At 73.8% G+C, this 13,301-nt stretch carries 7 protein-coding genes; 4 read left to right on the plus strand and 3 right to left on the minus strand.

What is annotated here, in order from left to right:
- Positions 1-62 precede the first annotated feature (62 nt).
- Positions 63-3,452, plus strand: coding sequence for a BTAD domain-containing putative transcriptional regulator (locus AB0O01_RS28135; RefSeq protein WP_365317594.1), 3,390 nt, complete (start codon positions 63-65; stop codon positions 3,450-3,452).
- On the opposite strand, the gene AB0O01_RS28140 is transcribed toward AB0O01_RS28135, so the two are convergent.
- Entirely contained in the window at positions 3,439-5,598 is a 2,160-nt protein-coding gene (locus AB0O01_RS28140) for a sigma-70 family RNA polymerase sigma factor (RefSeq protein ID WP_365317596.1), read from the minus strand. The two genes, AB0O01_RS28135 and AB0O01_RS28140, sit on opposite strands and share 14 nt — an antisense overlap.
- Before the next feature lie 386 nt (positions 5,599-5,984).
- Positions 5,985-6,809, minus strand: coding sequence for a helix-turn-helix domain-containing protein (locus AB0O01_RS28145; RefSeq protein WP_365317629.1), 825 nt, complete (start codon positions 6,807-6,809; stop codon positions 5,985-5,987).
- A gap of 679 nt (positions 6,810-7,488) precedes the next feature.
- Between AB0O01_RS28145 and AB0O01_RS28150 the strand changes: the two genes are divergently transcribed.
- Positions 7,489-8,865 carry an FAD-dependent oxidoreductase gene (locus tag AB0O01_RS28150; RefSeq protein ID WP_365317598.1) on the plus strand — a complete coding sequence of 459 codons (1,377 nt, stop codon included), beginning with the start codon at positions 7,489-7,491 and terminating at the stop codon, positions 8,863-8,865.
- A gap of 314 nt (positions 8,866-9,179) precedes the next feature.
- Positions 9,180-10,871: a SpoIIE family protein phosphatase gene (locus AB0O01_RS28155; protein WP_365317600.1), complete on the plus strand. Its 1,692-nt coding sequence runs from the start codon at positions 9,180-9,182 to the stop codon at positions 10,869-10,871.
- A gap of 28 nt (positions 10,872-10,899) precedes the next feature.
- Here the strand turns inward: AB0O01_RS28155 and AB0O01_RS28160 are convergent, their stop codons facing one another.
- Positions 10,900-12,186: an MFS transporter gene (locus AB0O01_RS28160; protein ID WP_365317631.1), complete on the minus strand. Its 1,287-nt coding sequence runs from the start codon at positions 12,184-12,186 to the stop codon at positions 10,900-10,902.
- A 175-nt stretch (positions 12,187-12,361) separates the two neighbouring features.
- Here AB0O01_RS28160 and AB0O01_RS28165 point away from each other — a divergent pair, with 175 nt between their 5' ends.
- Entirely contained in the window at positions 12,362-12,919 is a 558-nt protein-coding gene (locus tag AB0O01_RS28165; RefSeq protein WP_365317601.1) for a MarR family transcriptional regulator, read from the plus strand.
- The last annotated feature ends 382 nt before the right edge of the window (positions 12,920-13,301 follow it).

Here is a 13,301-nt window from a genome sequence, read left to right on the forward strand (position 1 = left end):
AGGAGCGCGGGGAACTACGCAAACCACCCCACCCCCCAACCCCCACCCGACACAATGCCCCCGTGCGGTACAAAATCCTCGGCCCCACAGAGGCCCAAGACAACGACGGCACCCCCCTCCCCCTGCGCGGCCCGCGCCTCCGCACACTCCTGACCACCCTCGCCACCCACCCCGACCACCCCGTCCCCACCCACTACCTCATCGACAGCATCTGGCCCGACAACCCCCCACAAGACCCCGCCGCCGCCCTGACCGCCCTCGTCGCCCGACTCCGCCGAGCCCTCGGCAAGGACTCCGTGACCAGCGAACCCGGCGGCTACCGCCTCGCGGCTGACAAAACCGACATCGACCTCTTCGTCTTCGAACACCTCACCCGCAGAGGCACCGCGGCCCTGGAACAGGGCGACCCCCACACCGCCGCCCGCGACCTCACCGCCGCCCTGGCCCTGTGGCGCGGCCCCGCCCTCGCCGACCTCCCCGACCGCACCCCGGCCGCCCGCCCCGAGGCCCTGCGGCTGGCCGCGACCCGCGCCCGTATCGCCGCGGACCTGGCCCGGGGCCGCGCCCAGGACGTCGTCCCCGAACTCTCCGAACTGACCCTCGCGCACCCGTACGACGAGATCCTGCACGCCCACCTCGTCCGCGCCCTGCGCGACAGCGGTCGGCCAGCCGATGCGCTCGCCGCGTACGAGTCCGCCCGCCGCGCCCTCGCGGAAGCCCTCGGCACCGACCCCGGCCCCGAACTACGCGCACTGCACACCGAACTCCTCACCCCGGACCCCGAACAGGCCCCTCACAACCCCGAGCGAGCCCCCCACAACCCCGAACAAGTCCCCCGCACCCCCCAACCCCCCACCCGCCCTGGCAACATCCGCCCCCGCTTGAATTCCTTCGTCGGCCGGGAACTCGAACTCGACGCTCTTCGTTCCGAATTGCACAGGGCCAGACTGGTCACTCTCACCGGACCGGGAGGCTCGGGAAAGACCCGTCTCGCCGAGGAGGCCGCCGCCGGCCACCCCGAGGCATGGCTCGTCGAGCTGGCCCCGCTCGACCGGCCGGAGGCGGTGCCGGGCGCGGTGGTCAGCGCGCTCGGTCTGCGCGAGACCGTGCTGATCACCAACGACCTGGTGACCCCGCAGGACGACCCCGTCGCCCTGCTCATCGAGCACTGCGCGCAGCGCGGACAGCTCCTGATCCTTGATAACTGCGAACATGTCATCGGCGCCGCGGCCCGCCTCGCCGAAACCCTCCTCACCCGATGCCCGGGGCTGACGATCCTCGCCACCAGCCGTGAACCCCTGGGCGTGCCCGGCGAGGCGGTCCGCCCGGTCGCCCCCCTCCGCCCCGACCAGGCCCACCGCCTCTTCGCGGAACGCGCGTCGCCGACCCGCCCGTCCCCGTCCCCGCGCCCGTCCCCCACCCCCACCCCCGGCGTCCCCCTCCCCGACCAGGAGGCGGTCGCCGAGATCTGCCGCCGCTTGGACGGACTGCCACTGGCCATCGAGCTGGCGGCGGCCCGGCTCAGGATGCTCACCCCGCGCCAGATCGCCGACCGGCTGGACGACCGCTTCCGCCTGCTCACCGGCGGCAGCCGCACTGCCCTGCCCCGCCAGCAGACCCTGCGCGCGGTGGTCGACTGGTCCTGGGACCTGCTGGACGAGGACGAGCGGGACACGCTCCGCGAGGTCGCCGTCTTCGCGGGCGGCTGGGACCTCCCGGCCGCGGAAGCCGTCTGCGCGACCCCCCGCACCGCCGAACTGCTGGGGTCCCTGGTGGACAAGTCCCTGATCGTCGCGGCCCCGCACGAGCAGGACGGCGGTGAGATCATGCGCTACCAGATGCTGGAGACCATCCATGAGTACGCCACCGAGCGCGGCGCCGATGTCCCGAAGCGCAGGACCGCCGCCGAGTCCCGGCACCTCGCCTGGGCCCTCGCCCTCGCCCGGGAGGCCGATCCGGCCCTGCGCTCGGCCGGTCAGCTCCCCTGGATCGCCCGTCTGGAGACGGAGCTGGACAACATCCGCGCCGCCCTCCGGCGCGCGATCGACACCGGCAAGGAGCGGGAGGCGGGCGAACTCGCGCTGGCCATGTCCTGGTTCTGGTGGCTGCGCAACCACCGCCAGGAGGCCGTCCGCTGGACCGAACACATCCTGCACCTGGCCACGCCCCCCACCACACCGGAGGCGCCCCCCACCCCCGCACCCCTCACCACACCGGCCCAGACCCCCGTCATGGACGCCTACCTCGCCCACGCCGACCAAGAGACCACCCACCCCCTCCACCCCCTCCGCATGGACCTGCGGCTGCTGCACTTGTTCCTCACCTCCGACACCGGGCCACCGCAGAGCCGGTCCGACCCCCGGTTCACGCGCTACGCCGACCTCCTGCGCGCCCACTACGAGCGCGGCGGCCCCGCGTCCGCCCGGATGCCGGGGCTGCTGTGGGCCCCGCTGACCGCCTTCCACCGCCGGGGCACCGCCGACTCCCGGCAGGTACTGGAGGACGCGGTCGCCACCACCCGGCGCCATGGCGGCGACTGGGAGCTGGCGGTCAGTCTGATGTTCCGGATCCATGTCACCGTCGACTCCCTGGGCTCCGCCCGGGGCGTGGCCGCCGACCTGGCCGAGTTGCGCACCCTCAGCCGCCGGGTGGGCGACCGCTGGCTGCGGGCACAGGTGTGCGGCGCCGCCGGGGAAGCGGCGATCTCGGCCGGCGATCTGGCGGAGGCACGCCGGGTGTACGAGGAGGCGCTCCCGCTCGCCCAGGAGGTGGGGGCGTACACCGAGGTACCGCTGCTGCTGCTCCGGCTCGCCGAGATCACCCACCGCGCGGGCGACCCCGTGCGGGGCGCTGCCCTCCTGGACGAGGCGACGGTTGCCGCGGAGCACCACGGCGTCCCGGACTCCCGGGCCCATGTCGCCCTGCTCCGCTCCTACCTGGCCCTCCAGGAGGGGGATGTGCTCGCCGCCCGCGCCCACTGCGGCACGGCACGGGAACAGTCCGCGCTCGGCACCCCGCCCCCGCACTTCACCGCCGCGCTGAACGGTATGGACGCCCTGATCACGGCCGCCGAGTCCGGCCCGGGGCACGGTCTGCCCCTGCTGGCCGAGGCGCTGACGCGGGCGGTGGCGCAGGGGTGCCCGGAGCAGACGGTGGTCGGCCTGGTGGACAGCGCGTCGGAGCTGCTCACCCGTCTCGGCGACCTCCCGCGCGCGGCCCGGCTGCTCGGCGCCGCCGACCGGCTGCTCGGCGACCTGGTCCGGCTCCCGCCCGAGCGGCAGCAGGCCGAGCGCAGGAACACCGCGCTCCGCACCGCCCTCGGCCCGGCGGACCACGCGGCCGAACGCACCCGGGGCGAGCGCCTCACCCCGGACGGCATCGTCCGCGAACTCGACGAGGCGGCCCGCGCCCACACCCCGCTACCGGGCGCGCCCCCGCCTACACACACGTGAACCGCGACTCCGCCCAATCCACCGGCAGCAACCGGTCGAAGTGCGCGTGCGGTTCCACGACCAGCCGCACGGTCTCGTACCCGGCGAGGTTCACCCGTACGGGGACCGCCGGATCGCCGCCCTTGACCGGCGCCGACTTCCACAGGCGCGCCCCGTCGCCGTAGACGGAGAAGGAGACCTCGCCGAGGGCCAGGGTCATGTCGTCCACGCCGACATGGGCGTCGTAGGCGGAGCAGGCGCGGTTGAGGTCGATGGTGACGGAGGAGGACCCATGGACGGTGACGCCGGGGGAGTAGGTCCGGCCGCCGATGGACAGGGCGGAGCGCTGCCACACCCAACTGCTCTCGGCGATCCGCATCTCGGGCGCGGAGCCGTCCCCGTTGATGTCGTACGCCAGCTCGCTCCACTGGTAGACGACCGGCGCGGGCGGAGGCGGCGGAGGCGTGGGGGTGGGAGTGGGCGTGGGGGTGGGTGTCCGGGTCGGGGTCGGGGTGGGGGGCGGAGTCGGAGTGGGGGTCGGGGTGGGCGTCGGCGACGGGGGCGGTGTCGGGGTGGGCGTGGGCGTGGGGGTGGAGGCCGGTGCCGGGGGAGGCGGGGGCGGGGTCCGGGACGGGGTGGGGCGCGGTGCGGGCGGGTTGGGCTGGGCGGCCGGTGCCGAGGCCGGGGGCCGTGCCTGGGGCTTCGGCGGTTCGCTGTCGTCTCCGGCCAGGGCCAGCGCCACCGCCGCGACGGCCACCGCCACCACCCCGGCCGCGATCCCGGCCTTGACCGGGGTGCTCGCGCCCTCGGCGGCGGCCCCGCCCCCGGCGCCGGAGCCGTTCGCCGCCGCGGCGGCCCCGCCCACGCCCGCGGCGCCCACCCCGGCCCCACCGGCGATGAGCCCGGCCGCCTTCGCGTACCCGGCGGCCCCGAACCAGCCGATGACGGCCAGCGGCACGACCGCCGGGATGCCCCCGGCGACCTCCTCGATCTGTGCCGCCGCCAGCCGGCACTTGGCGCACTCCTCCAGATGCTTGCGCAGCCCGCGTTCGGCGCGGGTCCGGAGCTTGCGCCGGGCGTAGGTACCGAGCTGGTCGGCATAGCGGGCGCACACCTCGTCCCCGACCAGGGTCGCGCTGACGTGCGCCTGGAGGTACGCCTGCTTCAGCCCCTCGCGGGCCCGGCTGGCGAGCACCCGGGTGCCGTTGGCGTCCAGCCCGAAGAGGGTGGCGACCTCGCTGGGCGACTCCTCCTCGACCTCGGTGTGCCACAGCACGGCCTGCCAGCGCTCGGGCAGCGAACGGAAGGCGCGCATGGCCATCGACTGCTCGGCCTCGTGCATCGCCCTGACGTCCGCGCCCAGTTCCAGGGTGTCGTCGGCGGACACCTCCGAGGCACGGGCGGCCTGCGCGGCGAACACCGCGAAGTCGTCCACCAGGTGCTCCCGCCGGGCCGAGCTGGTCCAGTTCGCGGCGACCCGGCGGACACTGGTCAGCAGATACGCGCGGACGGCGTACTCGGGGCCGGAGCCGCCCCTTACCGCCTGGAGCATCCTGGCGAACACCTCGGCGGTGAGGTCGTCGGCGGTGTGCCCGTCCCGGCAGCAGGTCAGCGCATAGCGGCGCACGGCGACGGCATGGCGCCGGTACAGCTCCTCGTAGGCGGTGTCGTCCCCGGACCGCATCCGGCCGATCAGCTCACCGTCGTCGGCCGGCAGCTCGCGCGGCGGCGGCAGCACCCCGTCGTCCTGCCGGTCGCGCCACTCCCGCTGCGGGGGGACGCTCTCCTCGCCGTCGGGCTCCCCGCCCCGCGCCGGAACGGCCGGGCCGCCCCACTGCTCGCCCCGCTCCCCGCTCTGCTCCAGAAACGTCCCTGCGCCGGAATTGCGGCCCTGCGCGGGAATCTCCGCACCGCCGCCCGCGGGCTCCCCGCCCTGCGCCGGAACAGTCGGGCCCGCAGGGGTCGCGCCGGACGCGTCCACGCCGCTCCCCGGTCCAGCCCCGGGCCCCGCAGCCGAGCCCGCAGTTGGCCCTCCCAGGGATCCCCCGCCCGGCCCGCCGCCCGAGCCCCCGGCGCGGCTTCCCTGACTGGGGACCTGCGGAGTGCTTCCGCCGCCGGTGTCCGCGTCGCCGTCACCGAGTGACTCGTCGCGCCCGTCAACACTCATCGCGGAAAGCCCCCGCCGCCTGCCCAACCAGTCCCGAACACCGGGTCAGAGTGCCACACCGACTTTTCGTCAGTAGCCCGCGGTCGTGACCATCCACTCGTCCGAGGGGACTTGCCCAGCCGCCCGTATGGGACTCCGCCATCCGGGGGAAGTCTCAACAATCATACGTTTCAAGGGAGTTGAGCCCCTCGCCGGAAATGCCCGGAACGACAGAAGGGGCACGGGCGTACGAACACCCGCACCCCACACCCGCCCCGGCCACCTCAAGGAGGCACCCGAATTCCAGCCAACCGCGCGCGGGACCCGATGGCGAGGCACGGGCACCGGGCACCCCCGGCCCGCCCACGTTCCCCCCGCCTCCCCCAGTTCTCAACCGGCCGCCACCCTCACACCGGCCGGGACCGCAGCCCCTCCAGCAGGATGTCCAGCAGCCGTGCCGACGCCGCCGCCTGCTGCGCGGCATCCGGCAGGGACGGTGCCGCCGTGGCGATCACCAGCAGGACATCGGAGACGGAGACGTCCGGCCGCAGTTCGCCCGCCGCCCGCGCCCGGTCGACGAGCTGGCCGACGACTTCGAGCAGCGCCGCCGCCCCCGAGTCGTCCACCACGGAACCCGACCCCGAACCCGACACCGAGCCCGGGACCGACCCCGGCCCCGAAAGGCCACCGGCCCCGGCCCCACCCGCCAACGCCCCGCCACCGAGCGAACCCCCCACCGGAGCCCCACCGGGGGAGAGCGCCCCACCGGAAAGCGCCCCACTACCCAACGCACCCCCGGCCAAGCCACCGCCACCCCCAGCCCCGGCCGCCCCACCCGACGAACCCCCAGCAAGAGGCCCCCCGGCCAGAGACCCGCCCCCCAGAGACCCACTCCCCAGAGAAGCCCCCTCCCCCACCAACCGAAGCTCCCCCGCCCCCGGCTGCACCCGCTGGGCCGGGACCCGTGCCTCGTCCGCCCCCTCCTCCTCGGAGACGCCGACCCGCAGCACATGCGGCGGCAGCAGTCGCCCCGCGCCCGAGGCGACCGACGTCCGCAGGAAGCGGGACAGCGCCGACCACGGCTCCTCCTCCTGCCCGAGCGCCGTACGGGCCTGGTCGGTGAGCCGGGAGGTCTCCTCCTCGGCTATCCGCCGGACCAGCACGTCCTTGCTCGGGAACCGCCGGTAGACCGTGCCGACCCCGACCCGGGCGCGCCGCGCCACGTCCTCCATCGGCGCGCCGTACCCCAGCTCGCCGAAGACCTCGCGCGCGGCCCGCAGCACATGCTCCAGATTGCGCTGTGCGTCCACCCGCAGCGGCGTGGAGCGCGGCTCGTCGCCCCGCCCGCCGCCCGCCGCGGAACCGACCGGCCCCAGGGCGCCGAGCGACCCCAAGGGGCTCATCGAGCCCGCCGGTCCCGCCGTACCCGCGGGTGCCGCCGGTCCTGCCGGTCCCGCCGGCGCGATGGCCGACGAGGATGACCAATGAGAGTCCTGAACATGCATATGATCTTCCCCCGGTACACGACGTCTCCCCCCGGAGACGCTCCCCGCCATTGGATACCGGAGCGCGGCGAACGACCCCCCACTTCGGCCCATGTGGCGAGATCCTGACGGACCCCGGACCTCCCGGACCCGTGGACACATCCCCCTTGCACCCCGTCGACACACGAACATAGTTGAGCGGGAGTCAATACAGAAGGGGCAGGTTCCGCACGGAGCGCCCCCCGATCGGACCACGGGCCGCAAACGTCCCGGTTGCGCCTACTTCCCTCACCCCGCGCACCCCCACTGACCTGCGTATCCGCCCCCGCACTCCGGCAATCCGGCCAACCCGGGGCAGGTCCGGCCTCCGGTCACACAAATTGCCGGGGCTGTGGACAAACGGCCGTGCCGGGTGCGTCATGGGAGGGTGAAGGAACGTGCGCGCATTCTCGTTGTCGGCGGCGGCTACGTCGGGATGTACACGGCCCTGCGCCTCCAGCGACGGCTGAAACCGGAACTCAAGCGGGGCGAAGCCGAGATCACCGTGGTCACACCCGACCCGTACATGACCTACCAGCCGTTCCTTCCCGAGGCCGCGGCGGGCTCGATCTCGCCACGCCATGTCGTCGTCCCGCTGCGCCGGGTGCTCCCCCACTGCCGGATCATCGTCGGCGAGGTCGCCGCCGTCGACCACACCAAGCGCACCGCCACCCTCACCACCCTCGCCACCGAGGAGGAGGGCACCGGCCCCCGCCTGCTCCCGTACGACGAGATCGTGCTCGCGCCCGGTTCGGTCGCCCGCACCCTGCCCATCCCGGGCCTCGCCGAGCACGGCATCGGATTCAAGACCGTCGAAGAGGCCATCGGCCTGCGCAACCATGTCATCGAGCAGATGGACATCGCCTCCTCCACCCGCGACCCCGCGATCCGGGACGCCGCCCTGACCTTCGTCTTCGTCGGCGGCGGCTACGCGGGCGTCGAGGCGCTCGGCGAGCTGGAGGACATGGCCCGCTACACCGCGCGGTACTACCACAACATCAAGCCCGAGGACATGACATGGATCCTGGTCGAGGCCAGCGACCGGATCCTGCCCGAGGTCGGCCCCGACATGGGCCGCTACACCGTCGCCGAACTGCGCCGCCGCAACATCCAGGTGCTGCTGGAGACCCGCTTGGAGTCGTGCGCCGACCGCGTCGCCGTCCTCAGCGACGGCCGCCGCTTCCCGACCCGAACGCTCGTCTGGACCGCCGGCGTCAAACCGCACCCGCTGCTCGCCGCCACCGACCTCCCCCTCACCGACCGCGGCCGGCTGCGCTGCACCGCCGAACTGGCGGTCGAGGGCACCGCGCACGCCTGGGCCGCCGGTGACGCCGCCGCCGTCCCCGACCTCACCGCGCGCGAACCCGGCACCCTGTGCGCCCCCAACGCGCAGCACGCCGTGCGCCAGGCCGGGGTCCTGGGCGACAACCTCGTCCACACCCTGCGCGGCGAGCCCCTGGAGACCTACGCCCACCGGTACGCCGGCTCCGTCGCCTCCCTCGGCCTGCACAAGGGCGTCGCCCAGATCTACGGCCGCCGCCTCAAGGGCTGGCCCGCCTGGTTCATGCACCGCACCTACCACCTCAGCCGCGTCCCGACCTTCAACCGCAAGGCCCGCGTCCTGGCCGAATGGACCCTGTCCGGACTCTTCAAGCGGGAGATCGTCTCCCTCGGCTCGCTCGAACATCCCCGGGCGGAGTTCGAACTCGCGGCCGGTGGAAAGGCTGTGGACGACCCCACGGACGACCCGAAGGGGTCCAACTGACCGCCCGCAGGAACTTCGCGCCACACCCCGGCGTCTGACGGATGCCGACCGGTCGGCCACACTGCCAGACTGGTCCCCCCGTACCGGTTCCCCGGACCGACCCCACCGGACCGGCTCCACCGGACCGCCCACCGGTCCCGGGCGGGCCGCCATCCCGCCCGGCACCCACGAGCCGCCCGACCCACCCATGAGGCTGTTTCCCCAGTGAGGCATCTCCCACAGGCCCGGACCAGGCGCGGCCACCGCCGCGCGACCACCGGGGGCACGGGCCTGAGCCGGAGCCGGCCGCCGACGACTACACGAGGCAAGGATTCGTGAACTTCACGCGCTGGAGCGCCCGGCTCCCCGGAACACAGCGCCGCGCCGCAGCGCGCGCCGAACACGCCGACCCCCTGGACCGCGGCCCCGACGGCAGAGAGACCCCCGAGGGACATGAGGGCGGCGCCGGCCCGGTCCCCGCGGCCCGCGCCGAGCACCTCACCGAGGACCTCCTCGCCGCCCCCGCCGTCGACGACCTCCCGGTGCGCGACGTCCTGGACCGCGTCCCCGCGCTCGTCGCCCTCGTCCACGGCCCCGACCACCGCCTCGGCTACGTCAACGACGCCTACGCCACCGCCTTCGGCACCCGCGCCCTCGGCCACCCGGCCGGCGACGCCCTGCCCGAGCTGCGGGAACTGGGCCTCCTCCCGCTCCTCGACCAGGTCCTGCGCAGCAAGAAACCCCGCACCCTCAAGTCCCGCAAGGCCCCCGACGGCCGCTGCTACACCTTCTGCTGCACCCCGGTCGGCCAGGGCGACGGCGACGGGGAGGGCGACGAAGGCGTCCTCGTCTTCGCCACCGACGTCACCGACCACGCCGAGGCCGCCGAACGCCTGCGCGCCGCCGAGCGCCGCCAGCGCGAGACCGCCGTCACCCTCCAGCGCTCCCTGCTCCCCCAGGAACTCGAACAGCCCGACGACCTCCGCATCGCCGCCACCTACCAGCCCGGCGGCACCGAGGCCGCGGTCGGCGGCGACTGGTACGACGTCATCACCCTCGGCGGCGGCCGTACCGCCCTGGTCATCGGCGACGTCATGGGCCGGGGCGTCCGCGCCGCCGCCATCATGGGCCAGCTCCGCACGGCGGTCAGGGCCTACGCCCGGCTGGACCTGCCCCCGCACGAGGTGCTCCAGCTCCTGGACGGCCTGGCCGCCGAGATCGACGCCAACCAGATCGCCACCTGCGTCTACGCCATCCACGACCCCAACGAGGGCCGCCTGGTGTACGCCTCCGCCGGGCACCTCCCGATCCTCGTCCGCGACGAGTCGGGCGCGGTGCTCCGGGCCGCCGAACCCACCGGCCCGCCCCTCGGCACCGGCGGCTGGATGCACTCCTCGGGCACCATCCCGCTCGGCCCCGGCTCCACCGCCGTCCTCTACACCGACGGCCTGGTGGAACGCCGGGACGCCGACCTGGACGAGGGCATCGAGGCCCTGGAGCACGCCCTCGCCGGAGCCACCGGCACCCCGCAGGTCATCTGCGACCGCCTGCTCCGTTCGGCCGGCGTCACCGCCGACCACGACGACGACGTCGCCGTCCTCGTCCTCCAGCACCCGGCTCGCCACGGCCCCGACGGCGACCTCTTCCGCAACGCCGCCCTCGAACTGCTGGGCGGCGTGGAGGCCGCCCCGCGCGCCCGCGCCTTCGCCTCCGGCGTCCTCACGAGCTGGCGCTTCCCGATCGAGCTGCACGACGCCGGGGTCCTCGCGGCCAGCGAACTCGTCGCCAACTCCCTCCAGCACGGCACCCCGCCCATGCGGCTGCGCCTGCGCCGCACCGACCGCCGCCTGATCGTCGAGGTCACCGACGGCGACGACCACCTCCCGCGCCGCCGCCGCGCCGAACCGGGCGACGAGTCCGGCCGCGGCATCGCCATCGTCGCGACCATCGCCACCAACTGGGGCAGCCGCCGCACCCCGGGCGGCGGCAAGGCGGTGTGGTGCGAGTTCGCCCTGCCGGCGGGCTGACGCCCCGCGGCACGGGCCGGGCCGGGCCTCAAACCCCGGCCCGCACCCCCTCCCCCTGAACCGCCTCCACGGCCCCGCCCCGCCGCACCACCTGGCTCCGCGCCAGCCACGGCTGGTCCTGCTCCACCGACAACCGCCGCCCGAGCCGCACCGCCAGCACACTGATCCCCAGCGAGAACAAGAAGAACGTCACCACATACGGCCCGTGCAGCGCCGCCCCCATGGGCCCGCCGATCGCCGGCCCCAGCGCCAGCGCCAACTGCTTGACCAGCGCGAACGCCGAGTTGTACTGCCCGGCCAGCCCCTCCGGCGCCAGATCCGCCACCAGCGGGGCCACCGTCGGCGACAGCATCGCCTCACCGAGCCCGAACAGCGCGTAGGTGGAGACGAAGGCCGCGGTCGCCATCGCCTGGCTCCCGCCCCCCAGCCCCGCGTACGCCGCCGCGATCCAGGCCACCGCCCAGATCAGCCCGACGGCCGCGATCACCCGCGACCGCCGCCGCCGCTCCACGAACCGCAGCACCACGAACTGCGCCACCACGATCACCGCCGTGTTCGCCGCGAGCGCCGTCCCCAGCGCCGACGTGGAGATCCCGGCGGCCTCCACCCCGTACGCGGCGAGCCCCGACTCGAACTGTCCGTAGCACGCGAAGAACAGCACGAAGCCCAGCACGCTCAACTGCACCATCGCCCGGTTCCCGAGCAACTGCTTCCAGCCGCCCTTCGCCGACACCGCCGCCGCCCCCGGCACCCGCCCGGCCCGCGGCATCCGCACCGACGCCATCACCGCCACCAGCACCAGGAACATCGCCGCCTCGATCGAGAACAGCAGCGTGAACGACGACACACGCGTCGCGTCCACCAGATGCCCCCCGATGAGCCCACCGACGCCCAGCCCCAGGTTCTGGAGGAAGAACTGCGTCGCGAACGCCCGCGACCGCGTCTCCGCGACCGACACGTCCACGATCATCGTCGCCAGCGCGGGCTGCATCACGGCCTGCCCGGCCCCCAGCGCCGCCGCCGACAGCAGCACCGCCGACGCATTCGCCGCCAGCCCCAGACTCAGCGCCCCGACCGCCGCGGTGACCAGAGCGACGAGCAGCACCGGCAGCGGCCCCCGCCGGACGATGGCCCGCCCGGCGAACGGCAGAACGACGAGCGCGGCCACGGCGAAGACGGCGAGCACCATCCCCGCCGTCGTGGCACCGAGGCCCCGCACCTGCGCCACATAGACGTACAGATAGGGGACGGTGAAACCGAGTCCGAACGCGCTGAGTGCGTTGCCCACGTGGATCCGGCGCATCGCTGCGCCCATCGCCCTGGTCACGTTCACCCTCTCTCCAGTAGTCGGGAAGCCCGTCTCAGTCCTGCGTAGACCTGCTCAGACCTGCTCAGACATGAGAACCAAAGACTTCGAAGATAAATTTCAAAGCTAAAGACTACACAGAGAAGGACTTCAAGGCCAAGCCATCCCATGCGATACTGCGGCCATGGCCGACAGCCCCGACAGTCCCGGCGACCACGAGCCGACCCTCGACGAACAGATCGCCGCCTACCAGCGCGAGTTCCAGGACCTCGACCCCCAGGTCGAGAAGATCGTCTCGGCCCTGTCCCGCCTCAACCGCCGGATGAACGTCGCCTACGGCCGCCAGACCGCGGCCCTCGGCATCGGCAACACCGACTGGGAGGTCCTCAAGGCCCTCGTCCTGTCCGGCAGCCCGTACCGACTCGGCCCGAGCGACCTCGCCAAGCGCCTCGGCCTCACCCCGGCCGCGATGACCCACCGGATCGACCGCCTGGTGGGCGAGGGCCTGGTCACCCGGGAGCGCGACGAGTCCAACCGCGTCCGGGTCATCGTCGAGCTGACGCCCGAGGGCCGCGCGAAGTGGCTGGAGGCCATGCGGCTCGCCTCCGGTTTCGAGGAGGACCTCCTCCAGGACCTCACCCCGGTCGAGCGCACGGCCCTGGGCGATGTCCTCACCCGCCTCCTGCGCCGGGTCGAGCACGCCCAGCCGGACGCCGGCGGTCGCCTCAGCGACCTGGACTGACACCCCCCACAAAAGATCTTGACAGCCGACGCTTGACAGCCCCCCACCCGATCCGTAATGTTCTCCGGGTTGCCGCGGAGCCGTAACGGTTCTGCGACAGCACCTCCCGCCGCGCGAGCGGCAACCCAAACCATCAGCACGATCTCCCAGCCGGGTTGATTTCGGCGTGCCCGAATTCAATTCGCTTGTGGACTCGGCCCCCGATTGGGAATCGCCGAGAGAATCCGCTAAGGTTTGAAACGTCGGAAGGGCCGAACGGCCGGGAAGACAAACCCCGCTGACTGGGGATCAGGTCGAGAAAAGGATCTGATAGAGTCGGAGACACCGAAGGGAAGCGCCCGGAGGAAAGCCCGAGAGGGTGAGTACGAAGGAAGCGTCCGTT

The sequence above is a fragment of the Streptomyces sp. NPDC093252 genome (genome assembly GCF_040683675.1).
GTDB lineage: Bacteria > Actinomycetota > Actinomycetes > Streptomycetales > Streptomycetaceae > Streptomyces.

Coding starts and splice junctions, on each gene's coding strand:
- AB0O01_RS28140 (WP_365317596.1), bottom strand. CDS start 5,598: ATGAGTGTTGACGGGCGCGACGAGTCACTCGGTGACGGCGACGCGGAC.
- AB0O01_RS28145 (WP_365317629.1), bottom strand. CDS start 6,809: ATGGAGGACGTGGCGCGGCGCGCCCGGGTCGGGGTCGGCACGGTCTAC.
- AB0O01_RS28160 (WP_365317631.1), bottom strand. CDS start 12,186: ATGGGCGCAGCGATGCGCCGGATCCACGTGGGCAACGCACTCAGCGCG.
- AB0O01_RS28165 (WP_365317601.1), top strand. CDS start 12,362: ATGGCCGACAGCCCCGACAGTCCCGGCGACCACGAGCCGACCCTCGAC.